The organism is Pseudobdellovibrionaceae bacterium (genome assembly GCA_019637875.1).
GTDB lineage: Bacteria > Bdellovibrionota > Bdellovibrionia > Bdellovibrionales > Bdellovibrionaceae > JAHBUW01.
In genome coordinates this window covers 23,305-48,892 of sequence record JAHBUW010000018.1, presented here as the reverse complement: position 1 = coordinate 48,892, position 25,588 = coordinate 23,305, and the positions used below count along the sequence as shown (strand labels likewise).

28 protein-coding genes, 1 tRNA gene and 2 pseudogenes are annotated in these 25,588 nt (G+C 53.5%); 17 read left to right on the top strand and 14 right to left on the bottom strand.

What is annotated here, in order from left to right; all coding sequences use genetic code 11:
* Entirely contained in the window at nt 1-1,485 is a 1,485-nt protein-coding gene (locus KF767_17775; GenBank protein MBX3019740.1) for an aldehyde dehydrogenase family protein, read from the bottom strand.
* A 252-nt stretch (nt 1,486-1,737) separates the two neighbouring features.
* Between KF767_17775 and KF767_17770 the strand changes: the two genes are divergently transcribed.
* The 11 genes from KF767_17770 (at nt 1,738) to KF767_17720 (ending at nt 8,814) form a co-directional block, all read left to right on the top strand.
* The gene (locus KF767_17770; protein MBX3019739.1) at nt 1,738-4,491 is read left to right on the top strand and encodes a cell surface protein; all 2,754 of its coding nucleotides are present in this window, start codon (nt 1,738-1,740) and stop codon (nt 4,489-4,491) included.
* Entirely contained in the window at nt 4,488-5,231 is a 744-nt protein-coding gene (locus tag KF767_17765) for a hypothetical protein (GenBank protein MBX3019738.1), read from the top strand. The genes KF767_17770 and KF767_17765 overlap by 4 nt, the downstream gene beginning before the upstream one ends.
* A 160-nt stretch (nt 5,232-5,391) precedes the next feature.
* Complete coding sequence (locus tag KF767_17760) at nt 5,392-5,529, top strand: hypothetical protein (GenBank protein MBX3019737.1); 138 nt, start codon at nt 5,392-5,394, stop codon at nt 5,527-5,529.
* Between the two features lie 248 nt (nt 5,530-5,777).
* Nucleotides 5,778-6,041, top strand: a complete 264-nt coding sequence (locus tag KF767_17755; GenBank protein ID MBX3019736.1) for a hypothetical protein — start codon at nt 5,778-5,780, stop codon at nt 6,039-6,041.
* Between the two features lie 279 nt (nt 6,042-6,320).
* Nucleotides 6,321-6,731 (top strand): hypothetical protein, encoded by a 411-nt coding sequence (locus KF767_17750; protein ID MBX3019735.1) that lies wholly within the window; start codon nt 6,321-6,323, stop codon nt 6,729-6,731.
* Nucleotides 6,732-6,906: 175 nt separating this feature from the next.
* The gene (locus tag KF767_17745) at nt 6,907-7,056 is read left to right on the top strand and encodes a hypothetical protein (GenBank protein ID MBX3019734.1); all 150 of its coding nucleotides are present in this window, start codon (nt 6,907-6,909) and stop codon (nt 7,054-7,056) included.
* Between the two features lie 79 nt (nt 7,057-7,135).
* The gene (locus tag KF767_17740; GenBank protein MBX3019733.1) at nt 7,136-7,495 is read left to right on the top strand and encodes a helix-turn-helix transcriptional regulator; all 360 of its coding nucleotides are present in this window, start codon (nt 7,136-7,138) and stop codon (nt 7,493-7,495) included.
* Between the two features lie 5 nt (nt 7,496-7,500).
* Nucleotides 7,501-8,025: a hypothetical protein gene (locus KF767_17735; GenBank protein MBX3019732.1), complete on the top strand. Its 525-nt coding sequence runs from the start codon at nt 7,501-7,503 to the stop codon at nt 8,023-8,025.
* Nucleotides 8,022-8,186: a hypothetical protein gene (locus KF767_17730; protein MBX3019731.1), complete on the top strand. Its 165-nt coding sequence runs from the start codon at nt 8,022-8,024 to the stop codon at nt 8,184-8,186. Before KF767_17735 ends, KF767_17730 begins: the two co-directional genes overlap by 4 nt.
* A 102-nt stretch (nt 8,187-8,288) precedes the next feature.
* Nucleotides 8,289-8,365, top strand: a tRNA-Pro gene (locus tag KF767_17725).
* Between the two features lie 29 nt (nt 8,366-8,394).
* On the top strand, nt 8,395-8,814 hold the full coding sequence (locus KF767_17720) for a hypothetical protein (GenBank protein ID MBX3019730.1): 420 nt from the start codon (nt 8,395-8,397) through the stop codon (nt 8,812-8,814).
* Between the two features lie 189 nt (nt 8,815-9,003).
* On the opposite strand, the pseudogene KF767_17715 reads toward KF767_17720, so the two are convergent.
* Nucleotides 9,004-9,234, bottom strand: a pseudogene (locus KF767_17715) (zinc ribbon domain-containing protein).
* Nucleotides 9,226-9,738 (bottom strand): annotated as a pseudogene (locus tag KF767_17710) (recombinase family protein). The pseudogenes KF767_17715 and KF767_17710 overlap by 9 nt, the downstream one beginning before the upstream one ends.
* On the opposite strand from KF767_17710, the gene KF767_17705 reads away from it, so the two are divergent.
* Nucleotides 9,652-10,071 (top strand): hypothetical protein, encoded by a 420-nt coding sequence (locus tag KF767_17705; protein MBX3019729.1) that lies wholly within the window; start codon nt 9,652-9,654, stop codon nt 10,069-10,071. The pseudogene KF767_17710 and the gene KF767_17705 overlap by 87 nt on opposite strands.
* Before the next feature lie 22 nt (nt 10,072-10,093).
* On the opposite strand, the gene KF767_17700 is transcribed toward KF767_17705, so the two are convergent.
* The 3 genes from KF767_17700 to KF767_17690 are packed head-to-tail and all read right to left on the bottom strand — an operon-like array spanning nt 10,094 to nt 10,971.
* Nucleotides 10,094-10,336: a hypothetical protein gene (locus KF767_17700; GenBank protein MBX3019728.1), complete on the bottom strand. Its 243-nt coding sequence runs from the start codon at nt 10,334-10,336 to the stop codon at nt 10,094-10,096.
* On the bottom strand, nt 10,323-10,544 hold the full coding sequence (locus tag KF767_17695) for a helix-turn-helix transcriptional regulator (GenBank protein MBX3019727.1): 222 nt from the start codon (nt 10,542-10,544) through the stop codon (nt 10,323-10,325). The genes KF767_17700 and KF767_17695 overlap by 14 nt, the downstream gene beginning before the upstream one ends.
* Before the next feature lie 22 nt (nt 10,545-10,566).
* On the bottom strand, nt 10,567-10,971 hold the full coding sequence (locus KF767_17690; GenBank protein ID MBX3019726.1) for a hypothetical protein: 405 nt from the start codon (nt 10,969-10,971) through the stop codon (nt 10,567-10,569).
* Between KF767_17690 and KF767_17685 the strand changes: the two genes are divergently transcribed.
* Complete coding sequence (locus KF767_17685) at nt 10,970-11,497, top strand: hypothetical protein (protein ID MBX3019725.1); 528 nt, start codon at nt 10,970-10,972, stop codon at nt 11,495-11,497. The genes KF767_17690 and KF767_17685 overlap by 2 nt on opposite strands.
* Nucleotides 11,498-12,450: 953 nt before the next feature.
* On the opposite strand, the gene KF767_17680 is transcribed toward KF767_17685, so the two are convergent.
* From KF767_17680 to cueR, 3 genes are all read right to left on the bottom strand, one after another.
* Entirely contained in the window at nt 12,451-12,807 is a 357-nt protein-coding gene (locus tag KF767_17680; GenBank protein ID MBX3019724.1) for a hypothetical protein, read from the bottom strand.
* Between the two features lie 42 nt (nt 12,808-12,849).
* Nucleotides 12,850-15,366, bottom strand: coding sequence for a multicopper oxidase domain-containing protein (locus KF767_17675; GenBank protein MBX3019723.1), 2,517 nt, complete (start codon nt 15,364-15,366; stop codon nt 12,850-12,852).
* 85 nt (nt 15,367-15,451) lie between these two features.
* Entirely contained in the window at nt 15,452-15,844 is a 393-nt protein-coding gene (gene cueR / locus KF767_17670; protein MBX3019722.1) for a Cu(I)-responsive transcriptional regulator, read from the bottom strand.
* Nucleotides 15,845-16,100: 256 nt separating this feature from the next.
* Between cueR and cadA the strand changes: the two genes are divergently transcribed.
* The 4 genes from cadA (at nt 16,101) to KF767_17650 (ending at nt 19,769) form a co-directional block, all read left to right on the top strand.
* On the top strand, nt 16,101-18,500 hold the full coding sequence (gene cadA, locus KF767_17665; GenBank protein MBX3019721.1) for a cadmium-translocating P-type ATPase: 2,400 nt from the start codon (nt 16,101-16,103) through the stop codon (nt 18,498-18,500).
* Nucleotides 18,501-18,605: 105 nt separating this feature from the next.
* On the top strand, nt 18,606-19,025 hold the full coding sequence (locus KF767_17660; protein MBX3019720.1) for a DUF305 domain-containing protein: 420 nt from the start codon (nt 18,606-18,608) through the stop codon (nt 19,023-19,025).
* Between the two features lie 36 nt (nt 19,026-19,061).
* Complete coding sequence (locus tag KF767_17655) at nt 19,062-19,385, top strand: copper-binding protein (GenBank protein ID MBX3019719.1); 324 nt, start codon at nt 19,062-19,064, stop codon at nt 19,383-19,385.
* Between the two features lie 30 nt (nt 19,386-19,415).
* Nucleotides 19,416-19,769: a hypothetical protein gene (locus KF767_17650; GenBank protein MBX3019718.1), complete on the top strand. Its 354-nt coding sequence runs from the start codon at nt 19,416-19,418 to the stop codon at nt 19,767-19,769.
* Between the two features lie 382 nt (nt 19,770-20,151).
* Here KF767_17650 and KF767_17645 read toward each other — a convergent pair whose 3' ends face one another.
* The 5 genes from KF767_17645 to KF767_17625 all read right to left on the bottom strand — a co-directional run bounded on the left by KF767_17645 (nt 20,152) and on the right by KF767_17625 (nt 25,585).
* Nucleotides 20,152-20,427 (bottom strand): heavy-metal-associated domain-containing protein, encoded by a 276-nt coding sequence (locus KF767_17645; GenBank protein ID MBX3019717.1) that lies wholly within the window; start codon nt 20,425-20,427, stop codon nt 20,152-20,154.
* A gap of 14 nt (nt 20,428-20,441) precedes the next feature.
* Nucleotides 20,442-21,077, bottom strand: coding sequence for a hypothetical protein (locus tag KF767_17640; protein ID MBX3019716.1), 636 nt, complete (start codon nt 21,075-21,077; stop codon nt 20,442-20,444).
* A 60-nt stretch (nt 21,078-21,137) separates the two neighbouring features.
* Nucleotides 21,138-21,689 carry a hypothetical protein gene (locus KF767_17635; protein MBX3019715.1) on the bottom strand — a complete coding sequence of 184 codons (552 nt, stop codon included), beginning with the start codon at nt 21,687-21,689 and terminating at the stop codon, nt 21,138-21,140.
* Entirely contained in the window at nt 21,673-22,224 is a 552-nt protein-coding gene (locus tag KF767_17630) for a sigma-70 family RNA polymerase sigma factor (GenBank protein ID MBX3019714.1), read from the bottom strand. Before KF767_17630 ends, KF767_17635 begins: the two co-directional genes overlap by 17 nt.
* Nucleotides 22,225-22,453: 229 nt before the next feature.
* A complete protein-coding gene (locus KF767_17625) occupies nt 22,454-25,585 on the bottom strand; it encodes an efflux RND transporter permease subunit (protein MBX3019713.1) in 3,132 nt (1,043 codons plus the stop codon).
* Nucleotides 25,586-25,588: the final 3 nt, after the last annotated feature.

Below are 25,588 nucleotides of genomic sequence, written 5' to 3'. Positions count from 1 at the left end.
TTAGGACATCCAATTCGAGTCGGTCTGTTGTTCCCATTTCGTCGATATTTTCTTGAGGTCGGTCCAGAAGTCCAAACTCTGCGGACCGGTGATATCCCCGTGGCCGAATTTGGAGGAGTTGATCCCGCCGAACGAGAAGGGCTCGCGCGGGACGGGGACGCCGATATTCACGCCGACCATGCCGGCGCGCGCTTCACGCGCCACGCGGTCGGCCAGGGCGCCGTTCGTCGTGAAGACCGAGCAGGCGTTCCCGTAAGGACTGCTCGCTTGAATCTTCAAGGCGTGGCTTAGGTCCTTCACGCGCACCACACTCAGGATCGGCCCGAAGAGCTCGTCCGTCGCGGCTTCGGACCCCGTCGCCACCTGATCGAGGACCGTTGCGCCCAGCCAGTTTCCGCCTTCGAGTCCCGCGGGCGCTTTGGCTTTGCGGCCATCGAGCAGGATTTTGGCGCCGGCTTTTTCCGCACGGTCGATGGCGCCCACCAAGAACTCACGCTGCGCACTCGTGATGAGCGCACCCATGCTCTCGCCCAGCTTCATCGAGCCCGCGCGTTCGACGATGCGTTCGATGTGGTGATCGACTTCCCCCACCGCGAGCAGAACCGAAGCGGCCATGCAGCGTTGACCCGCACAGCCCGTGAAGGAATCGGAAATGCCGGTTCCGCTCAGTTCGGGATTCGCGTCGGGAAGCAGGATGATGTGATTTTTCGCGCCGCCCAGGGCAAGGACGCGTTTGCCTTGGCGGGTGCCGCGTTCGAAAATCAGGCGCGCGATTTTTGTCGAGCCCACGAAGCCCACCGCGCGGACGAGGGGGTGATCGATGATCGCGTTCACCGTGGCTTCGCCGCCGTGAAGGACGGTCATGAGCCCTGCGGGAAGGCCGGCCTCGGCGAGCGCGTCCGCGATGCGGCGGGCGGTCAGCGGCGTTTTGTCCGAGGGCTTCCAGACGTAAGCGTTCCCCACCGCGAGCGCGATGGGAATGGTCCACATCGGGACCATCGCGGGAAAGTTGAACGGGGTGATGTTCGCGATCACGCCCAAGGCTTCGCGGCGGTATTCGCAGCTGACCCCGCGCGAGACCTCCATCTTGCCGCCCAAATCCAAGTTTTGCAGCGAGAGCGCGAACTCCAGAACCTCGACGCCCTTCATGAGTCCGGCCTTCGCCTCGGCGAAGGTTTTGCCGCACTCGGAAGCTTTCAGGCCCGCGATCTCGTCTTGGTCGCGCAGTAAAATTTCGCGGAAACGGAACAGCACCCGCGCGCGCTCTTTGTGCGGGAGCGCGCCCCAGGGTTTCTGCGCTTCGCCGGCGAGTTGAATGGCGCGATCGATTTGCGCGGATGAGGGCGTGGTCGTGTGACCGATCTTGCGACCGTGGTAGGGCGAACGGACCTCGTGCGTCCCGTTTTCGCCGGGCTCCCAGGCGCCGCCGATCATATTGTCGCAGGCGACGAGCCCACGGGTTTCCATTCCGAGCAGATCCTTCATACGAAACCTCAATCCTTTGAGCTTTACACTTTGAAAACGATAGCCCCGCCTTGGGATTTGGGCCAACAAAAACTTCGACACTTTCGGGGAAGATGTCGCTCCGCCGTGAGAGGGGTTGGGGTGAATTTCGGGAAAGCGTCGAAGCCCCCGACAGGCCTTCCCGCGATGAAGCGGAAATGCAAAAAAATTTGGGTGTTTCCCCTCGGCCTGAGAGGATGGATTCCACTACCTAGGAAGGGTGGAGGACCGCGAATGACATGGACGTCAGGAACTTGGACCGAGGATCTGAATCAGGCTTTCAAAATGACATTGCTTGTCACCTCATGGATGGGACTGACGGCATGTTCGCCAAACACGGGGACCTCGCCGACCACGGATGCGGTGGCGGGTCTCGCGGCCTCTTGCGGAGGCCAGCAGAAGATGGTCTCGGCGGGCTCCTTGAGTCTTCAAGGGAAAAATCTCGCCGCTCCGGGTGAAATCGTGATGACGAGCCTCAGTGAGGATCTGGGCTGCGCGCCGGGCGCGGACGTTCAGTGGACCACCATGAACGCGAAGGTCCTCGCCAACGATAAATCGAAAATCGCGACCCAATATACGGAGGCCGGTCGTTATCTGGTGGAAGCCAAAGTGAGCTCCGCCGCTGGCGAGACCGCCGTTCTTTCGCAATCGACGCTCGTTTTAGAGAACGCCCCCATGCTCGAAGGCCCGCAGGCTTCGCTGCCGGGGATGGAGCTGACCTACCACGTGGTTTCGCCCGCGAACCTTGAGATCGAAAGCATCGCGTGGAAAACCGATGACGGCGGCGTCTACGCGGGGGCGTCCGCGACCCACGCGTTCGAGATGACCGGCGCGCACCGGATCGAGGCGAAGGTGACTTTGAAATCCGGGGCGGCCTACGACCTGGTTCATCACGTTACGGTCATCGATTATTACGACGACCTGGAGTGTTTGATCGAAACGCAGATCTTCGCGGCGAACGAGGCCGAAGTCGGCAAGCCCGTGGATTTCGCGGCGAGCATTCCTTCGTGCTTGCGCCCCTCGATCAGCGCGGTTCGCTGGAATTTCGCGGACGGCAGCAGCCTTTTGCCGGGCCTTTCCGTTCAGCACAGCTTCCAGCAGACGGGAACTTACGAGGTCCGCGCGGATATCTATTCGCCGCTCGCTTATGACGAGGTCCTTTTCTCGCTTCGCCACCGCATCCGGATCGTGGACGCGAAGCCCGAAATTCCCCTTCCTAAATGTCAGACCCTTGGCGAATCGCGGACCGAATATGTGAACGAGCGAAACGAAAAGGTCGCCTGCGGCCTGGACGGACAAAAAGAAAACGTGGTCCACACGAAAGTCGTTTACGAGTGCCGTTTCCAGGACCCGATTCAAGATTGGGTGGAAGCTTCGCGTACGGAGGAAGTGAAAACCGAAGGTGTGTGCGGTGGACAAAGCTGCCGCCTCATGAACGGGGACAAACTGAAGGACGGTGAAAGCCGCATCTTCTTCGAAAGCGAACGCCCCGCGGGCGCCTGTGTGAGCGTGCAGTCGAGCCGTCTTTGCGTGAACGGCGATCTGCAAGGCTCGACCAAACATCAGGCCCTGACCTGCGAGGACGGCTGCCCCGGCTTCGGGGTGAGCGGCACCGTGAAGTCGGGCGTCGTCATCGGTGAAGTTCAGGTTCCTTTGACCTGCCGTTTCGGCGAAACGGGTTTCTTCGACCTGTTCCACCGTATCGAAGATCAAAGCTGTAAGCAGGGCCAGGTGACGTCGAGCAATTCACGTCAAGGCGCTCTCAAAGTGAAGGGCGTATGCCCCACTTACAAGTGGGTCGCGTCCGACACCTGGAGCACGTGTTCGGAAAATTGCGGCGGCAAGCAACGCCAAGACTACACCTGCCGCGATCAGAACGGCGGACCCGCGGTCGACGCTCGTTGTGATGGCGCGAAGCCCGTCGTTGAGCGCGTCTGCGACGCGAACCCGGATGCCGTGAAACGTGACGACGTCACCCGCGAAAACGAAGAGGCCGTCAGTTCCAATAAATGTCCGAAAAATCAGATCGGCATCATCTTGAAGGCGCGTGAAGTGGTCACGACCAAATCTTACGCCTGCGTCGACCATCAGGTGCAGAAAGTGAAAGAAACCGTGAAGGCGGGCGCTTGGACCGAAGAAAAATACTGCCGCGATTACGTGGCTTACCGCTGCTCGCACGACAGCCTGTCCAACAGTCAGGCGAAGGGCCGTTACGACTGGATGGTGAAGTGTCAGGACAAGATCCCCGTGATCAAAGAGTTCCTGGCGAACTTCGAGGACGTGCATTCGGGTGGTGCGGGGATCGATTCGGGATCGCGCGCGTTGTATCCGACCTTCATGAACGCCGGCGTGAAACCCGAGCGGGTGTGGGTCGCGCCGACAAGTAAAAACTCGTCGTGTGACGTGCCGGCGAAGATCTACGTTTCGGCGGTGTGCGTGTCCTCGTGCGCGACGCCCGAGCAGCAGATCTTGACCGAGCTGAAGGGACGTCAGGGCCGCGCGCAGACCTTCATCGAAGCGCTCACGTCGAAGACCCAAAACGTCGTGACCGTGACCGCGGATTCGAGTCTCGCGAACGTCCGCCTTGAGACGACGCCGGTGTCCCAGTGGGTGACCGAGCTCGTGGACACCGAACACGAAATCCTGGTGTTCAAAATGAAGTCCGGCGGTGAACTGCGCGTCACGCCGAACCATCCCCTCGTGGACGGCGAGGGCAACATGCGCGAGGCGCGCTCTTTCATCGCGGGGGATCGCCTCGTGAAAGCGGCGGGCGGCTTGGATGACGTTCGCTCGGTGCAAACGACGAAGTACGTCGGGAAGGTTTATAACCTCTTCACCGCGAGCTCTGAACTGCACCGCAACCTCGTCGTGACCGGCGGTTACGTGAACGGCTCGGCCTACTATCAGAATGAAGGCGCGACGAATATGAATCGCCAAGTGCTGCGCGGACGCCTCTTGCAAGGCGTATTCGGCGGAGGCGCGCGGTGAAATTTCTGAATCGCCCGCTGACTTACTTCGCGCTCTTGGCGCTCGTGAGTCTGCCGCTCAGTTATCACTACCGGGTCAGTGAAGGCGGGACCGCGCCCTCACCGAAGCGCGCGCCGGCCTCGGTCGGGGCGGCCGTGATGAAAACGGGGACGGTGAAAGCCGCGACCCCATCCGATGAAAATAAAGTGGCCCCCGTGCTGGAGGCGAGTCCCGCGACGGAAACGGCGGGACCCACTTCTGATCCGGAGTCCGAGATCTTGGTGGAGCTTCGCGAATACATGAAGCTGCAAGCCAAGGTTCTTCCCAGCGATGCCGAGCGGCAGCGTAAGCTCGAACTGCTCGAGAACCCGCGCTACTTGAAAGGGCTGGGAGAATTACTGAAGGACGGCGCGGAGGATCGTCTGGAGGCCGTGGCGATCGCCTCTTTGATCGAAGCGCGGCGCTTCGCCGAATCCGAAACCGCTGATCGCGTTTTGCAGGACCTCGTTGCCGACGCGCGCGTGGAAGACTCAAGCCTGGCGTCGTCCGAACGCGAACGTTTGGCCGCGACCAAGGCCGAGGTGATGTACCTGTGGTCCGCAGCGAGCGGAGACGTCGCGCGCAAAATGCCGAGTTATCTTCCCGGAGAAGTCAGTGAACGTCTGTGGCGCAATGTCCAGACTTTGCATGAGGCCAACGTCGTCGCCTCCGTCGGACTCGAGGATCGTTATACGCGAACCGGAAATCATCTGACGGAATAAAGTGGAACCACCTTGCGCATTCGTGGTTCCACTCAGGAACTACGAGCGTTCTCGACAAAGTATTTCGAATGCGCGTCTGAAGAAAAAATGAATCAAGTTGTCGTTGCCAAACACCGAGAACTTCTTCAGACTGAGATTATTCCAATGAAAGGAGGCTTTCATGATGATGAAACTAAAAAATCACTCTTCGGTTGTCGAACTCGCGGTCACGCGAATTATGGACGACGCGATTCGCGGCATGGTTTGCGAGAAAGTCTCCGGACTTGATCTACAAACTCCAGGATCAAACGTCTTCTGAGTCCGTCAGGACCATATATAATAAGACCGACAATTGAAGTGTGTTCGTGTTTGAACGTCCGTGAAACGTTCAAGTGTTACTTGCATTTTTGCGCGTAAGACTTGGTTTTCACGTCGACGTTCGTGCGACCTCCTCGCGTTTTGATCCTCATTCATTTTTATTTTTTGTTTTCAAACCGGTTCACGTGTCCCGGCCCGGATGCGTGCGCCTTGTTCACCAACCCCCACGAAATGTGGGAAGGAGATTTTATGAACGCTGCAAAGAAGCAGAAGTCTATTTGGCGCCAACGACTGAACTTTCAATCTGAGAAAACCGTGATGGGTATCGTGCGGGCCGCCGATCAACTTCAATCTCTCCTTCCCACGAAAGAAGGCGAGGCCTGGAGTTGGTGGCAGTTTTTCGGCGAGCCCAAGCTCGTCGAAGTGCGGGCCGCGGAACAACATACGGAAAGACTCGAAATTGAAACGAGAGCGCGGGACGAAGTCCCGAGCCTCAATCGTTTCGGCTTCTAATTCTTGAAGTCGAAACAGCCCGACTCTTCTTCGAGGAGTCGGGTTTCTTTTTTTGGGGAGCGGAGTCACTGTGACTCTTGCCTAAAATTTGGGTGGCATTTCGTCACCGTCGACGCAGCGAGACTCTGAAAGTTTCTTCAGCACAGCTTCCTCGCCACGGGGATATTCGGGACTTTGTGCTTTAAATCGGGTGTCATTGTGACCCACTTATTTGTGGCATCACAATCGCAATAGCTCGACTCGTTGCAAACACAAAACACTCACTGAAGGAGTAAGAAGATGAAAAAGTTTATCGTGATCGCACTGTCGGCGTTGATGGCGGTTCCCGCTTTCGCAACGGTTGGTCAAATCGAAGAAGCGCAAGTCATCGAACAAGAAGCGGGCGCAATGAACCCTGCGGATCTGGAAGCGATGGGCGATGAAGCGACCTTCTATCGTTCGAACACGGGCGAAGCGATCGTCGGTGGAATCATTGGTGGAATCATCGGCGCGATCGCGGCGGATCGTTGGGATCGTGAATCTTATCGTCCGGGTCGTCCTGGTCCCGCACGTTGGGTCACTTGCTTCGCGCAAAACCGCCGTGGCGATACCTTCCGCGCAACTGCACGCCGCGCACGCGTGGCTCAAGACCAAGCGATGCGTAAGTGCTATCAGTACTCGCGCGCTTGCCGCCCGCTCGGCTGCCGTTAATTCTTGAGTTTTCATTTGATCGCGGGTCCTTCGGGGCCCGTCTTCGTGAGGGATCCGTCAGGATCCCTTTTTTGTTTCATGATTTCGTGAACTTCGGGCGCGGACCCGTACCCGTTTCCGGCAATCCGCGAAATCCCTCGCGACAAGCCTTCGCACCCCTGTTAACTCGGGCTTCATGAAGCCTAAGAATTGGATCCTGCTCTTGATTCTGGCGGCCCTCTCGGGACTCGTGTCACTCGCCCTCGCGAACACGGGAATCGGTGGTGGCGGAGGTTCAGATCGTCCCTCCCAGGCCCTCGAGTCTCAAGATCGGGTAAATCACTAGAATTTTTTCGGCAATGCTGACTTTTTTGAGCAAAACCTGATAGACCGGGCCCACTTGCACGTTCTGCAAAGGGGACTCGTTGAGCTCATCCGGACTGGTTCAAAAAATCTATCAGTTGTTCAACGACCGCGGCCTCAGCCAAGCGGAGCTCGCACGCCGGATCGGCATGCAACCCAGTCATCTCAATCGTTTCTTAAAAGGTCATGGCGACATGGGCTCGGCCCGTCTGATCAGCCTGTTGCAAGAGCTCGGCGTCGACCTGGAGCAGGTCGTGAACGAAGCGATCGCGAAAGCACGGGCGGTCTCGAACCCCGCGACGGATTCGGGCCTTTCGGGCCTGGAAGAGCGCGCGCTCGAGAATTGGGTGCGTCGTTTACGTGAAGAGTCCCTGCGCGAGCGCGAGCTCGAACGCCAATCGCAAACCCGGATTTGGGGGTAAGCGCGATGGAACTCGTCTCGGAGAAATCCCTCAAACATCTGCGCGAGAAGGTCGTCGTCACGATCAAAAAAGACCCGCGTTACGCGCTCTTTTATCTCGGCCCCAGCTTGAAATCGGAAACGGCCTTTGATGTCGCCGCCTGGGCGCGCAAGGTCGGCCTGGAAGAACGCGATGCCCGTTATTTCGAAGCGGATCTGCGCCGCGTGAATCTGTGGGAAGACGTCGACGGTCGTCTGAGCGTGCGCTCGGATTTCATGGACTTGGGTGAGCTCAAGGTCATCGAGTATATGACCCTGTCGATGAATATCCTGTCGAAGATGAGCGAGACGGGGCCCTGCTGGTACGAAGCGCTTTATGTCTCGACGACGACCGAGTTGAAAAAAGAATTCCTCGCGAACATCAATCGCGTGCTGCGCGACTTTGTTGAGAAATCCGCGGCGGCGCCGGCGTCGGATACCATTCTCGCGTGGACCCACGGCTCGCTGGATTTCACCAAAGATCTCGAGCGCCAAGAAGGGAAGCCTCAATGAAAACTTTGAAGTTCATGATCGTCTGGATTCTCTTCTCGCTCTCGATCACCGTTTGGGCCGGTCCCGGCGTGGGTGGGGGCGGGGGCGGCGATAGCCCTGGCGGCAGCGGGAGCAACTCGGTTCACCGCGGCTCTTCCACGGCGTCGGTGATCGCACCCTGACCTCTTGTTCAGCATAATGCGAGTTGTTAGCGGGCAAACTCGCGAAATCTCTTGAACTCCTCCCGAAAAAGCCGGATTCCTTAAGGTTCCGGATCCCACCGTCGGGGCGTAGCGCAGCTTGGTAGCGCGTTTGCTTCGGGAGCAAAAGGTCGCTGGTTCGAATCCAGTCGCCCCGACCAATCTTTACAACTGAGGACGTATTGACCGCTTGATCCCAGCCCGCAAGGGCGAAGGGTCCGGCGGTTTTCTTTTTTCGGACCTGTTGATTGAAAATGAGGATGTTGGAGTAGAGGGAAGAGTCCCCGGAGCGAAGCTCCGAGGACTTCTCTTTTTGAAGAATTTGGACCGCCTCGGCGGAGGCGATGTGGGGATTGAGGTGGAGGTCGAGACCGAACTTGTTGAACGAAATACGCTCGAAAACGCTCGCTACAAGTCTTTTCCTCGTCGCCTCGTTGGACTTCGCAAACGCTTTCTTGAACGCCTGTGCGTTGATTCTGAACGCCTCTCGAGCAGCCTTGGGGTCTGGCAGATCAGCCAAGCGGTTTTGGATTTCAGAAAGTCGGACCGTTTCCATCCGCTTTTTGTCGGCAAGTTCCCGGAGCTGCTCTCGGAACACGTCATCAATTGAAGGGTCAGCCGTGCGCGTTTGGACCTGGATCGTACTCTTGATCTCCCGATCGATCTCAGCAACTGACGCTTCTATCGTCGACTTCTCGCGCTCAAGATCGGTTCTTTGAGTGTCGACGTTTGACCGGAAACGGTCTTCAAGGGTGTCGAGGTAGCCTTCTTGTTCGAGAATGCGGTCCAGGATCGCAAAAACCTTCGGCTCAATGTCATCAGCCGGAATCCAATTCATCGAGCAAGTGATCTTCTGACCCTTGAGCTTTCCGTGGACATAGTATCGATGAACGGACTTCCGACCATGCCCGGATGCGCCCATGATAGCGCGCCCGCATTCCGCACAAGTGAAAACGCTCGTCAGTGGATATTCCCGGCGAGTTTTAGTGGCAAGGCGAGCCCGAGCCGCCGAGCCCGCGTGATCGAGCATTTCTTGCACTTGGCTCCAGTCCGCTTCGCTTACGATCGCAGGCCACGAGGCCTTCACGATCTGGTGGCGTTCGACCTCTTTCAAGGTCTCCTGCTCCTTACCCTTATTTTCGCGATTGATCTCGCGCATGCCCCGGTAAGCAGGATTCCGAAGGACCATGTTGAGAGTCATCCGGTTCCACTTCTCGGTCTTCACGACGTCCGAGTTCTTGTAGCTCTTGGTCTTACGAAACGGACCTGACTCGTTCAGCCGGTCAACGGCGCGTGCCAAAGTGCCTTCTTCGATGTAGGTACGGAAGACTTCCCTAATCTCCGCAGCTTCTGAATCGTTGACCTTGAGACGTGCAAGATCGTCCTCAATCCGGTCAAAGCCGTAGAGCACGCGGCCACCGTTTCGCAGTCCACGAAGTGCGCGAGCGTGGAAGTTGATCGCCACGCGTTCCGCCGTCAGTTCTCGCTCCGTCTGGGCCATGTTGATAAGGGTTCGGATCATCGACTGACCCATAGCGGTCTCAGTATCAAAGTTATCTTTGACCGAAAGAACCCGCGCTCCGATCTTCTTCAGGCGATCCGCGAGCGTCAGGTAATCCAAAAGGTGACGGCAAAGGCGGAAGTAGTCGGCAATGAAGATCATGTTGATCTTCCCGCTGTGAACATCTCGCATGAGCCTTTGGTACGCTGGGCGGACCGCAACTGCGGAGTAGCCGTCATCCTCGTAGATTTCAACGACCTTACCGAATCCACCATCACGTCGGTTTCGGTTTTCGATCTCGCCCACAATTCGGTGCTTCTGAGTCTCAAGCGATCCTTCCGAACGGAGCGCTTGCTCGTCGGTTGAGACCCTCACATAAACGCCGATTTTATACTTCACAGAAAATCTCCTCGTCCTTATTCTTCTTCGGGCGACCGCGCCGATGAAGATTAAGGACCATCGAACTCAAAAGGCGACGAAGAGATTCCTTTGCTTCAGGACCGCTTTGGCCTTTTCCTTCGCCCAAAAACACATCGACTCGCATCTCTTCCAAAGCCGCGCGCTTGGCGCTGAACTTTCGAGTGCGTGCCATAAGGCTCCAAAATTTGATGACTAAATTATTTAGGCTCATGTCGATTTAGATCTTCAATGAAGTCCAAAGCCTCTTTTTTTGAAATCGAGTTTAGGTACCGGAGAAGTTTCATCGTAAGCCTTGTCGGGTTCCGAACACCGTTTTCGATGTTCATCAGGCTTCGATACTCAAGCCCGAGGAACTGACCAAACTCGTGTCGGTCGAGTCCTAACTTGTTACGTAGTTTTTCGATCTCTCCGTTCTTCATCTCACTCCGCTATGTTACTCGATCAGGCAAAAATGTCATCTTTGGGTATATCACCATTGGGTACATATTCTTGCAAGTTCTTTTTCGGTTTCTTCCTAGGCGCATCATCAAGTCCGTTTTCCTTTTGGATAAACGCACTTAACTCGGGTGGTAATTTGCCGGTCTCCTTGGCCCTCCGCAAAAACGCCTCGAACGCTGAGATTTCATCTAGGTGCTCTGCTCGGATTTCTTTGATCTCCGCTTCTTCAAGCTTGGGAGCGAACTTCGAGATGAGCCACACAACGAGCTGATTCCGGTTCACCTTGCCATTGTAGCCTTCGTTGATCCGCTCCAACGCTGCCCCGAGCTTTGTTTCTGCTGAACCCGTAAGCGCTGGTTCCGCGCGATCTGAGACCTGCCTCAAGCTCCCATTGGTCCAAGAATCCATGACTCTCGATCTGAAGAACACCGGAGAGGACCACTTCGTCATGCAGGAGAAAAGTTTTGGAAGATTCGGAGGTCTAATGCAGAAAGAAAAAGCGAACCTCTACTATTTCGCGCTGATTCACATGGTTGCACTTTCGCTTGCGATGATGGGATGCGCGACTCAAAACAAAAGTGTCGGCCTTGGTGGTGCCATCGGCGCTGGCTCAGGTGCAGTTCTTGGCGGAATTGCTGATCCTGGAAAAAATGGTGAGTACCGAACTCGCAACGTGATCGTGGGCTCAGCACTGGGTGGTATGGCCGGAATGATCGCAGGCTCAGTTATTCACGAACAGACCGAAAAGCAGAAGAAGGAAGCGTTCCTCAAAGGAAAGGCGTCAGCCCCTCCGCAGGATGCAGGGGTGATGCCGACTTTGAGGCCGGCTCGGGTTGAGAGCCGATGGATCGAAGCGCACGCCCGAGGAAATGTTTGGGTCGAAGGCCACTTCGAGCACCGAATTGTCGAACCGTCTCGCTGGGAGAAGGATTAGCGATGCCGAGAGCTCGTCGTTCTGTAGAGAAAGAACTTCAGGTGCTTTCGCGCTCAGGCTTTTTGACCAAGCGACTTTGGAGGAAGCATCTCTTTGAGGGCGGGACCGAAAACTGGATGCACCATGCCTGGGCACATCTCTTTCGTGAGCCATACTTTGCCAAACATCCAAATCCGAATCTGAGTAATGTTGTGGTCTTCAACCGCCAGAACCGAACAGCATTGATGAAGTTCGGCCGCGAGGTCGCGCGGGCTCCTCACGAAGGCATTGCTTCGGAAAGAACTCTTGCCTCAATCGTTCTAAGCCCACGAGCTAGCGCTTTATGCGTTCGCCCAAATCTCTGGAGCAATAAGTGGCGTTTTAGTTGCCCATGCGATGTTCGGTGAAAAAATCTTTCAGTTATCAAGCCACAATCGAGGAGATTTTCGCTTCGTAGTTTCGGAGATCATCGCGACCTTTGGACTCATTACCGTGATCTCGCTATCGGGACGTAGAAATGTAGAGGCAAAGGCACGGCACTCGTGATTGGCGACCGGGTGACTTCGATTCAAGGCTTCAAGACAGCAGCAGACATGAAGCTTGAGCTCAGCTTCGAGAGCGGCCCGAGAATTCAAGCAAATCCCTGGGGCATCTACATCACAAAAGAAAAGGAGGAGTAACGCTCGAGTAACTAGCGTTCAGTCAAACTCTGTCCACCGAACTTCTACTTCCGCGCTTCTAAAACTGAAGCGCGCATGAAAGGGAAATCTACGCATGAAAATAAACCTGTTTGTTCTCGCTTCACTCGTTCTTTCGCTTACTGCCTGCGCCAGGGAAGAACACTCTCCTGGACCAAATGGTGCAGGGCCTAGTCCCACTCCCGTACGCAAAGGTCATGAGGAAAGAGATAATCAAGAAGCTGAGGGGAGCGGCGCAAAGAAGTGACTTAACAGTCTTCTCCTCGCCAGACTTCTTCACTTCGACTTCCCGGCAATCTGTTTGATGTACTGATCGAAGTTAGACCGACTGGCGAAATAGAGAACTGCACCCCGATCATCGGCAGCGATTGTGGCCCTAGCTTTGTCGACAGGTTTTTGCGTTAAAGGATCAGTCCCTGTTCTTGAGGTCGCATCCGTTTGGATCGTTGCCTTACAGTTTTCGCAGCAACCGTAATAAGTCTTTCCATCCTTTGCGACAGGGATCTGTGGCCGAGCAAAGTGCATGTTCGTCACCATGCAGACTTCCTCGTTCGGCACGATTTTCCAGGTCGAACTCTTAGGTGAAGTTGCCGATGCGAAGGAACCCAGGAAAACAGTCGCGATTAACGTCATTAGTATTTTCATCATCTCTCTCCTCCCATTGGACTTAAGCCTCTAGAACTGGATCTGCGCACCGATACCGGCGCTCTTTTCGGTTAGCATGAGTCCTGCGGCCCAAGTCCACGAAGGGCCGTACATTAGGCTGACTTCAAACTCTGTATCGCGCTCGCCACCCCAATTGGGACGCCAAGTGAATTCGGCATCTGAGAGGACGTTCTTGGTCCACTGGAAACGCTTTTCTACATCAAGGCGGAAGCGCCCTTCGTGATTCACGGAAACAGCCGTTTCAATCAGCATCGGAAGCGTGTAGCCGACGCCAACCGTGCCGAATCCCTCCCCGTGATACAGGGTTCCGCCCCCGAAGACGTTGAAGAAGTTTGAAAACCAGCGGCGATAGACGAGATCACCTTCTGTTTCCCACTTTTTGCCAAATGAGAAGTTCTTCCCTTCGATCTCTGCTGTTTCAATTTCTAGATCAAGCTCGTCCCAAGTGCGCATCAGTCGGAATTGACCCTTAGCGTGATTGCTGGCTGCTTCGAGCCGAGTGTGATTGTACCAGTGCTCATGAAGATGCGGATCGCTATGGACATTCGACTCCATATCAGGCGTCAGTTTGAAATCGTTGTAGCGCACGATCCGCGCCATGCCCGTTTTCATGTGGTAGAGATTATGGCAGTGGAGCATCCATTGTCCGGGCTCATTCGCATAGAACTCGATGGTTCGCGTTCCGTGAGGCGGAACATCGACCGTGTGCTTGAGCGGCGACTTTTCACCATTCGCGTTGACGACTCTGAAGAAGTGTCCATGTAAGTGCATCGGGTGATGCATCATCGTGTCGTTCTGAAAAACAATTCGAACGACCTCGCCGCTGTTGATTCGAAGCAAGCTGTCTTGATGAATCGCCTTACCATTGATGTGCCACACGTATCGCTCCATATCTCCGCCAAGGACAAGCTTGAGCTCGTGTACCTTGGCGTCCTTCGGGAGAGTCGTCGGCTGAAGCGCCTGTAATGAGTCCACTGTCAGAGTTTCGATCGGAGGCTTTGAAGATGAAGGTTCCAAATTCCGTGAAGCAGTATTTTGCTTCAACATGGCATCGGATTGATTGCTCCAATCAATCGGGCCTGGAGCGATGGTCAAAGGCATCGAATCCGCACTGCTACTTTTTTTCTTTTTTGTCTTCGCAGGTTCGGGTCTTGAGTGTTTCGAGTGGTCCATTCCTCCATGCGACTGGTGCATCGCGTGTGCAGAGTGATCTGCATGCCCTCCACCAGCAGCAGGTTTAGCCTTTCCCGTCGTTGGCGAGCCGGGAGCCGATGGTCCGTGCCCGCGATGATCTCCTCCTGTCGAAGCTTCTGTATGTCTTGCATGCCCAGTTTCGGCGTTCTGACCTTCGTGACTCATATGATCGCCGCGCATTTTCGAATGGTCCACCTTGGAGTGGTCCATCTTGCTGTGATCCGTAGCTGAACCGTTCGAATGAGCGGCTCCACCGTGGGCGCTATGATCCATGCCAGACATTGTACCGCCACCGTGTCCGCTGTGGTCCATCGACGCATACAAGTCAGGAAGAGGTTTGTCGGGAGCGACGACCTTCGGAGCACTTTCCATTCCGATCCAAGTCGAACCGTATCCCGTAACGTCTTGAACTGTGGCACGAAGCTCGTAGTTCTTATGCTCCGGTAGTGTGACCAGGATGTCATAAGTTTCGGCCATCCCCATGAGAAGCTCTTTGGCTTGCACGGGCTCGATATCAACGCCGTCGGCCGCGATGACAGTCATTGGAATGCCCATTGAAACGTAGAAGTAACTCGATGCCGCCGCGTTGATAATCCGAACTCTGACTCTTTCTCCAGGATGAGCCGTCAAAAGTTGAGAACTCCGCTTGCCGTTGATCAGAAACGCGTCATAGCCCACATCCGAAAGGTCCATGCCTCCCATGCGTTCCCACTCGTTTTGCAGATGCGTCTTCAAGCCGCCCGCCTGAACGGCTCCGAAGTAGGATCGAACGGAATCCTTCTTATAGAGATAATAATCACCATCTTTTCGGAGATTTCTGATGATCTGATCGGCGTTCTCGTCAGACCAATCACTTAAGACAACAACCGCATCTTTATCGTAAGCAATTGCTTTTTTCCTCGGGTGGATAACCAACGCACCGTAGACGCCCTTTTGTTCTTGGACCGCAGTGTGCGAGTGATACCAATAAGTACCGTTCTGGCGGATCTTGAATTTGAAAAGGCGCGATTTGCCGGGATGGATTGGTGGCGTATTGACATAAGCAACACCGTCCTCTTCAGGCGGAAGTAAGATCCCGTGCCAGTGGATTGAGACCTCTTCGTTCGGGATTTCGTTCTTCACAAGGATCTCAGCATCGTCACCCTCGATGAATTCTAGAGTTGGTGCAGGAATTCCGCCATTCACGGTCAGGGCAAAATCCACTTCTTTTTTGCCGCTTAAGTTCACCTTCTCATTTCTGACGACGAGTTCGTATCGCACCGTCTTGGCAAACACAGGGACACTCATGAACATCGTTACGAACGAAAAAATAAGCCAATGAAGGGTTCTCATGAAGTCTCCCGTGTCGATCTGCTGATCGCAGTTGCTATGGAAGGATACGCTCGTCGCCAAGATTTTGTGACAGGACCCATCAACATTATTCCGCTCCTGCCAAGTCCTTTAAAATGGGGCAGTCCGGCCGACTATCGCCGTGACAATTCCTTGCTAAATGGCGCAAGGTGTCTCGCATCGATTCAAGCTCCTTGATTTTCGTTTCAAGTGCTTTGACGTGCGCTTGGGCGAGGGCTTTGACCGCGCTACTGGCCCGCGAGCGATTCCGCCAAAGACCGACAAGCTTTTTGATTTCTTTCATCGAAAAACCCAGGCTTCGGGCTCTTCTGACAAACGACAAAATGTGAACATCCGTGTCTGAGTACACTCGGTACCCGGCGTCGCTTCGACCAGCCTTTGGGATAATTCCTATCGATTCGTAATGGCGTATAAGCTTGGCATTGATCCCTGACGCTTTTGCCGCTTCTCCAATATTCATAGGATCTCCTCCGGGACTGCTCTGTACCGACACTCTACGCCTTCCAACTATTGGAAGGTCAAGTGAGTGGCATTTACGACGCACTCGCCTCTTGTTGCAGCGCAAAACCCCTAAAAACAAGCTTCGTGGTAGAAAAAAGCTGTTTTAGGGGGTTGACCTTCCAACGCTTGGAAGGTCGATCCTGGATCTGTTCCGCCTGTGAAGCTTGAATTCGTTCCCAAGGCTCACCGATGGCGAAACACGATCGGAGGATCATATGAAACACGACCACAACCAAAACCACGGTCAGCACCATGACCACGGCCAAGAACATTCCTGCTGTTCAATAAAGAAGTCGGCGGAAGTCTCACCATCTCTGGTCAAGGACCCGGTATGTGGAATGATGATCGATCCAAAAAATGCCAAAGGCGGAAGCTCGACCTTCGAAGACGAAACCTATTTCTTTTGCAATCCGAAGTGCAAAACCAAGTTCGAAGCCGAGCCACTCAAGTTTCTAAAAAAAGAAGATCCGGCTCCGGTTTCAGCCGCAGACAAGGAAAAGATCTACACTTGCCCTATGCACCCTGAAGTTCGGCAAAAAGGTCCGGGCAATTGTCCTATCTGCGGGATGGCGCTTGAGCCAGAAGAAGTGAGTCTTGAAGACGCGGAGAATCCGGAACTCATCGACTTCACGAAGCGTCTAAAGATAAGTGCGGCTCTTTCGATTCCGCTTTTTCTGCTGGCAATGTCGGACCTCATCCCTGGTCAACCTGTGCAGCACGCGATCCCTCAATGGCTCTACGCGGGTATCCAGTTGATACTTGCAACACCCGTTGTCCTTTGGGGTGGACTTCCGTTTTTCGAGCGCGGCTGGGCTTCGGTCAAAACGCGCAATCTCAACATGTTTACGCTGATCGCGATCGGAACGGGTGTTGCGTACGTCTATAGCGTGTTTGCTACTTTTTTTCCGGGACTTTTTCCTGAGAGCGTGAGAGTCCACGGCGGGATGATCCCACTTTATTATGAGGCAGCGGCTGTCATCACGACGCTTGTTCTCGTAGGACAAGTTCTTGAGCTTCGCGCTCGCAATCAAACCGGGAACGCCATTCGAGCGCTTCTGGGCTTAGCCCCGAAAACCGCTCGGAAGGTAAAATCGGACGGAACGGAAGAAGACATTCCGCTCGAACATGTTCACGTTGGAGATCGCCTTCGTGTTCGGCCTGGAGAGAAGGTCCCCGTAGATGGACGCGTTGTTGACGGGAAAAGCTCTGTCGATGAATCCATGATCACAGGAGAACCAATTCCAGTTGAGAAAACCGAAGGTCAATCGGTCACCGGTGCAACTGTCAATGGTTCGGGCACGTTCGTTATGGAAGCGACGAGAGTTGGCGCTGACACGCTTCTTTCACAGATTGTAAAGATGGTTTCTCAGGCCCAAAGAAGCCGAGCGCCCATCCAAAAGCTAGCAGACCTAGTTGCGGCCTACTTTGTTCCTGCTGTCGTCGCCATCGCAATCTTGACTGCTCTTGTCTGGCTTTTCGCTGGTCCTGAGCCTGCGATGACTTACGCCATCTTGAATTCAGTTGCCGTTCTTATCATCGCGTGCCCGTGCGCTTTGGGGCTTGCGACGCCAATGTCGATCATGGTCGGCACTGGCAAAGGTGCAACTCACGGCGTTCTCATTAAGAACGCTGAAGCACTTGAGGCCATGGAGAAGATCACGACTTTGATCGTTGATAAAACGGGAACGCTCACGGTCGGAAAACCGAAGTTAGCAGTCGTGAAGGCATTGCCTGGGTATAGCGATGACGAAGTCCTTTTGCTTGCAGCCTCGCTCGAAAAAGTGAGCGAGCATCCTCTCGCAGAGGCAATCGTATCAGGTGCTAAAGAGCGTGGATTGGCACTTCGAGATGCAAGAGACTTCGAGTCGCTGACGGGTCGTGGGCTAAAGGGGAATGTCGGACGTCGGGAAATATTGATCGGCAACAAGCGTTTGATGTCCGAATTCAAAATCGAAGCGCAAGAGCTCGTGCGCGCTGCTGAAGATCTTCAGAAAACCGGCCACGGAGCCATGCTCATCGCGATCGATCAGAAGCCAGCGGGTGTAATTGCGGTGAAAGACCCGATCAAGGAGACCACCAAACAAGCAATCTCCTATTTTCATTCCAAGAAGATTGAAGTCATTATGCTCACTGGTGATAGCCGGTACACGGCTGAGGCCGTCGCGAAAGAGATTGGTATCGACAGCTTTGAAGCTGAGGTGCTGCCCGAGCAGAAAAATGCCGTCGTAAGTAAGCTACAAGCCGAGGGAAAGCGCGTCGCGATGGCCGGTGACGGCATCAACGATGCGCCAGCCTTGGCGCAAGCCAATGTCGGAATCGCCATGGGGACCGGAACGGATGTCGCAATGGAGTCTGCAAGTGTCACTCTTGTCAAAGGAGACCTTCTCGGCATTGTTCGGGCTCACCGCTTAAGCCAAGAAACGATGAAGAACATCCGTCAGAATTTGTTCTTTGCTTTCATTTACAACGTCCTTGGCGTTCCCTTAGCGGCGGGCCTACTCTATCCGTCTTTCGGAATTCTCTTAAGCCCCATGTTCGCAAGCCTTGCGATGAGTCTCAGTTCGGTTTCGGTGATCGGGAACGCCCTGAGGCTTAGACGTGCGAGCCTCGATTGATGGAAACAGAAATAAACTGATTAGAAGAAAGAAGGATTCCCAATGAAACATGACAAACACAGCCATCAAGAATCCGAGTCAAAGGCTTACTCACAGCTCTTGATAATGTCATTGCTGCATTTCCCCATCATGTACGCAGTCATGTTCACCATGGTGTGGTCAATGGATGAGGTCATCCACAACCTGAACACCGCTTACATGGCTGGCATGATGGTTGCCCCAATGGTTTTTCTCATGCCGCTGACGATGAGAATGATGTATCAGAATCGAAGATTGAATCTCGTTGTTTATGCGGGGTCGCTGGTTTTGTTTTTGGCTCTTTTCTACTTTATGCGTGAACAGACGCTTATCGGCGATCGGCAGTTTGCTCGCTCGATGATCCCGCACCATTCCGGCGCAATCCTGATGTGCGAGAAGGCGAAGCTTCAGGATGCAGAACTTAAAACTCTCTGTGAGGGGATTATCAGGAGCCAACGTAGCGAAGTGGATCAGTTAAATCAAATTTTGAAGAGATTGGACCAATAGAAACAGAGAGAACGAACTAAAGAAGGAGCAAAGAAAATGAAATCATACATTTTGTGCGCACTGATCGGACTCGCACCCCATGTATCACTAGCTCAAGATTTAAATTCTGCCGACACCTATGCGAATGCGGAACAGGCGCTCCCAAAGGTGAAGGGAGTTGTCAGACGAGTCGACGTTTCAAGTCAGCAAATCACCCTTAAGCACGAGGAGATTCCAAACCTCAACATGCCCGGAATGACGATGCCGTTCTACGTGGCAGAACCAGCGATGCTGACGCAATTCAAAGCTGGAGATCGTGTATTGTTCTCAGCGGACGACGTAAACGGAGGATTGACGATTATGTGGATTGAAAAACGGTAGAACTAACTTTGACGCAGACTAGGGGGGATTATGATCGATATCATGGCGGCAACACTTCTTTGCACGGGCCTCGCACCGACTGTACCGAAGACAATCATTGAACTCGAAGTGAAAGCTCGTGAGTACAGTACGATTCGCTACGAGATCGCCGAGGATTCGCTTTCAGGAACAGGTTATATTCAATCAGTTGGATTTCTTCATCGTTCCAAAAAGGGAATGATGGTCACGGTCAAATCAGGTGATGGGCCGAACGCAACGAGGCTTGAATTCATGCAGCATGGAAGCCATCTCATGAATGCTCGGCTGACTCACTATATTTCGGGCATGAAAGACGAGCCCGTTGACTGCGAAGTTGAAGACGATTCAGGCTCACACGAGCACTGACTCAAGGATTGAGCCTAAACTAGAAGGGCTGGCGCAACGTACGCAAAGAAAGCGCCAGTCGCAAAGACCGCGACACTGAGAGCGTAGATGATTTTGCTCGCCTTGCGACCGCTGACACAAGCCTTACGAAGCTCTGGGTCGATGGGACAAGGAGCATTGCGGTTAATCCAGAGCCAGACGCCATTTCCAAAGAGCATTGCGCCTGCAAAAAGGAAAACTCCAGTTTTATGCTCTGAGACCCAGATGAGTCCGGGAACGCTGCTCACAAGGCCCGCCAAGACAGCACCCAATCCAAGACTCACTAAGAGTGCTGGAAGAGCGCAGCAGATCAGTGTGCCCAGGGAACTAAAGAGCGTGAGAAAACTTGCGAATCGATTCATGGTTATCGCTCGATCTTTACGACTTCATATCCAGACTCGGTTACGATTCGGTTGATATCCGCATCATTCATGTCTTTGCCTTCTTTTGTATCGAGTTCGACCTTTTTGCTCTCAAGGCTCACCATGACCTTGTTAATTTCCGGTAGCGCTTTAAACTTTTTTTCGATGCCTTGGGCACAGAACGCACAAACCATTCCCTTCACTTGAACCGCAATGGGTTTGGCTTGGGAGATAGCCGGAAGCAGAACGAACAACGAAGCGATTAGGATTTTTCTCATATCGATTCTCCTGATTAAAAGTGAAACATGAAGTTCATCATCCAATCACCGTCAAGGCTCACGCCCGTTTCCAAAAGAAAGCTCTTGTAGAAAAGCCGCGCAAGCGGTGTGACGACAAACTTTTTTTCGAGACTCGGATGCCATTGACCCTGGACCATGAACCAAGTCGCAAGCTCGGTGTATTCTGCTTCGTAAGGTGCGATACCTAGTCTTCCTTCGACGTGATTGAAATCGGGAGCGATGCTTGAGCGCATGGTTTCTGCTTTTATGAGTCCAAAATACTTTCGGTTCTCAGCGTCCGCTTCGGCACCGACGAGGTAACCACCGGCATTTGATCCACTAAAATGTACGTTTCCACCGCTTCCGTAAACGTAAATATTAGCTTGGTGATCGTCGCCATTGTCTCTGTAGGCCAGGTAATCAAATTGAGCACCGGAGTAGTTAAGGCGCCCTTCAGGCATTTCCATTCGCATGAATCTGCCGGCGACGGCCATATCAGGTCGGAAGCTGTAGGTGATCCAGTGGTCTGACATAAAAGGCTGATTCCACGTCATGACTCCCGTTGCCCCTTGGTATGCGACCGGATGAGCCAAAGCCACCCGTGCAAACAAGAGCGCGAAAAACACGGGAAGAAAAATTCTCTTTTGCATGAGAAGGACTCCTTCTTTAACTAAGTACGCTATCGAAGTGAGTTTTGTGACAGATGGCGCTTATGTGCCAAATACGAGTTGGCGTCTGAACTTGGAGCGCACAAGCCATCCAAGTTCCAGCGTAGAAACACCTCCGATAATCGCGCCCGTAATCCAGAGCGCTCCCGGTATCAGCAGAATCTGAGCTCCCAGGCATAGGAAAACTCCCAACGAAACGCCGGACAGAAGAGTCACCTGAAGGAAGCGATGCTGTCTTAAAACCCGAACATCTTCCGGCTTGAGAAGAAGGCTCAAAGCAAGCGCACTTATTCCAAGATAAAGAAGCCCGCAAAATGCCATGCAATACGCATGGCCGACGTAAGACATCGCCCAATTCATGGCATCGAAAATCTTAAAAGACTGCAATCCGAATTGCGAGCAGATCGAGAGGGAGAAAAGGCTTACAACAGTATGGACCCCAATAACTCTTAAGAACACCTGTGTGCCGGACGGGTTCAAATCCTTCTGCACAGTCGAAAGAATCGAGTCGCGAAGAGCCAATGGTGGTATGACTTCTGGACTAGAGAGGAATTCGCCAAATTCCTTTGAGATGTTTTTATCTTTCGTCGTCATCACCATGCTCCTTATGCGCGCGAAGGGATCTAAGTTTATGAATGCCACGGCTCACAAGTTGGCGAACATTCGCAGGCGACGTTTCGAGCTTCTTAGCGATTGCCTCAAATGAAAGCTCATCACCGAATCTAAGTTCGATCGCGACCCTTTGATTGGCTGGAAGACCTTCGAGAGAAACAGCAGGTCCACTCTTCTCCTGGGTTCTTTCGTCGACGGCCGCCGCAATGAGATCTTCGCGAAGATCTTCTCGATTTCGTCCCTTCCGCCTAAAATGATCCACCAGGACGCTCTTGCAGACCGTAAAGAGCCAAGGTCCAAAGGGGAATGACGGATCATAATGCCGACGTGCTTTATGCAGCTTGAGGAACGTTCCTTGAAAAACATCGTCTGCCTGCGCCCGATCTTTCAATTGGTTTAAGAGAAAGCCGTACACGCGCGATGAATGTCGCTGAAAAAGCAGCTCAAAAGCGCGGTTATCACCGTTCTGATAAGCCTGCATCAGCACCTCGTCGCTAGAGCTTTCATCAAAGACCATTCAACCTCTCGAGAAGTAATACGAATAGAATAGACTGATTGTGACACTTCTCCAAATCTATAGGAGAATCGGCAGGTTGCGCCACAGGACGCGACTTACTATAGATCGTTGGCAGGAGGAGGTACTGCTTCTCTCCAACTTGAAAATTGCGACTGTTTAAGCTGCTCAAGCTGAGCAATCTGAGAGTTTTAGCGCTGTGGCTTTATCCACCGGGCCAGCGGAACTGGTCCTAAACGACTTCAGAATTCATGTAGCGCTCGCTCATTACATAGAGTACGGGCAAAACCACCAACGTCAGAATGGTGGCTGAAAATAGTCCGCCAATGACAACGCTTGCGAGAGGGCGCTGCACTTCTGCTCCTATTCCGGTCGAAATCATCATGGGAATAAACCCGAAAATAGCAACCAGGGCTGTCATCAAAACGGGCCTGATTCTAAGCAGCGTTCCTTTCCGAATTAGCTCGATACCACTCAAGCCTTGGCGTTGTAGATCGTTGAAGCAGTTCACGAGAACAACCCCGTTTAGCACGGAAATCCCCGAGAGCGCGATAAAGCCAATTCCTGCCGAGATGCTGAATGGTAGGCCGTTTAGCTTTAAGCCCAACACACCACCAACGAGCGCAAGCGGGACGCCAACAAAAACCAAGATCGTCTGCGCCACACTTCCAAATGCCCAATAGACCATAGCCAGCACGAGCAAAAGTGCGATCGGTGCAAAGATCATAAGCCTAGTTCGCGCTTCTTGGAGGTTCTGGAAATTTCCACCCCATTCCGCATAGTAGCCAGACGGGAGAACAACTTCCTTTTCGACAAGGGCTTGGGCATTTTTGACGAATGTTTCAGTATCAACGCCTCTCGGATTTATCATCACCGCCGCACGACGCTTTGACTGCTCACGATTGATTACGCCAAATGTTTCATCAAACTGAATGGACGCCGCCTGACGAAGTGGAATCGTCGAGCGATCTCCAATTTCTACGGGAAGAGTCCTGAGTTTATCTAGATCGGAGCGATCACTCTCGTTGAGGCGTACAACGATGGGATAGCGCCTCACGCCGTCGAACAGAAATCCCGCTTCCTCACCCCCGAGAGCGATCTGCACCGTCTCTAATACTTCGCGTTTCGGTACGCCGAGATTTGCCAGCAGCGCCGTATCGGGTGTGACCTTCAGAATGGGCGAAGTGCCTTGTATTTCTGCCTCTACGTCACCCGCGCCAGGAACTTTTTGAATGACCTCCGCCATTTTTTGCGTCAGCTCGGTGAGCTTTTCCATATCCTCACCAAATACTTTGACGGAAACATCAGCCCTCGTTCCTTCGAGGAGTTCGTTGAAGCGCATCTGAATTGGCTGGCTTACAAGAACACGCTGACCTGGAAGCTCTTTTTCAAGACGACCTACGATCTGCTCGGTGACTTCTGCCCAGGTTCGCGGTGATCCCTTTTCTTTCGGCCAAAGAGTGCGATCCTTGAACATGATAAAGGTATCCGAAAGATTCACGCCCATTGGATCAGTTGCAACTTCACCTGTTCCAATTCGACTAAAAACGGTTTCCACTTGGGGAAATTCTTGAATGATTTTTTGGGACTTCTCCTGAAGCGCAATGGATTTATCAAGGCCGATATTCACGGGTCTGACGAACTGAATAGTTCGGGAGGCTTCGTCCATTTGCGGCACGAACTCTCCACCGAGAGTCGAAAAGATCACGCCCGCCAAGACGATCGACAAAATGCCAATGCCAAGAGTGAGAGCGCGCTGCCTAATGAAAAAATCCAAGACCGGACGGTAAAGCCGTTCGGCTTGCCTCATCAGCCACGGATCTTTTTCTTTCGCGTTTCCTCCCAGCCAAAGGCTTGCGAGCGCGGGAACGGTAGAGAATGAGAGAACAAGAGCGGAAAACACGGCAATGGCAAAAGTCGCGGCCATTGGCTTGAACATTTTCCCTTCAATTCCGGCCAGGGCCAGAACTGGAAGGAAAACCACTACCACAATAAGCTCTCCAAAACCTGCGGCCGTCCGAATTTCGACGGTGGCCTCGTAGACGGTGGATTGAACCTCACTCTTGCTCAGGCTGCGTTTTAAGGCTTTTACCTTGTCGTGAATCTTACGCACGCAGTGGTCGAGAACGATCACGGCGCCATCGACAATAATCCCGAAATCCAAAGCCCCGAGGCTCAAAAGATTCCCAGAAATGCCAAAATACTTCATGGCAATGAACGTGATGAGAAGAGATAGCGGGATGACGAAAGCGGTAATCACCGCAGCGCGAATGTTGCCCAGAAGAAACAAGAGGACCAGGATGACAAGGCTCGCACCGAAGAGAAGGTTGTGCTCAATCGTTCCAAGGGTCTTATTCACAAGCTCGGAGCGATCGTAAAGAACCCGCAGCTCCATGCCTTCCGGCAGACCTTTTCTGACTTCCTCTAAACGAGCAGCAACGCGAGTGGAGACATCCCGGCTGTTTTCTCCCATCAACATCAAAACGGTTCCGAGTACCGCCTCGTCAGCGCCGACGACGGCGGCTCCGGTTCTCAATTCCGACGCAAGGGCAACCTTAGCCACATCTTTAACGAGAATCGTCTTAAGCGCGTCTAGGTTTTTGATGGGGGTATTTTCAATCTCCTCCGCATCAGCAAGAAGCCCGCTTCCTTGCACTAAGAACTGCTCGCTGGTTTGTTGGATGTAGCCACCGCCGACGTTCTGATTAGTGGCATTGAGAGCTTCGACGACTTCATGGAAGCTGATGCCATAACAGGCGAGCTTTACCGGATCGGGCTGAACGTGAAACTGCTTTTCAAAACCGCCGATCGTATTGACTTCGGCCACGCCCGGAACTGTGAGAAGCCTTGGTTTGACGTACCACTCTTGGATCGCTCTCTCTTCCATCAGTTGCGCTAAACGCTTTTCGCCAGTCTCGACTTTCTTGGATTCGATCGAGTAGAAAAAAACCTCCCCAAGGCCAGTGCTGATCGGGCCAAGTTTGGGATGAACGGACTTTGGCAGTTCGTTTGTAATGCCCTGGAGGCGTTCAGAGACCATTTGCCTGGCGCGATAGATGTCCGCGCCATCATGGAAGACGACGTTGACCACGGAGAGGCCAAAGCGACTTAAAGAGCGAACCTGCCGAACTCCCGCAATTCCAGCCATCGCGTTTTCAACTGGAAAAGTAACGCTTCGCTCGACCTCTTCCGCAGAAAGTCCGCCGATTGTCGTAAAGACCTGAACTTGCGTGTCTGTAATGTCTGGAACGGCATCAATGGAAAGGTGGCTAAAACTGAACCAACCGAGTCCAGCGAGAAGCGCGGTCACGAAGAGCACCACACCTCGATGATAGACCGAAAAGTGAATGATTCGATTTATCATAGA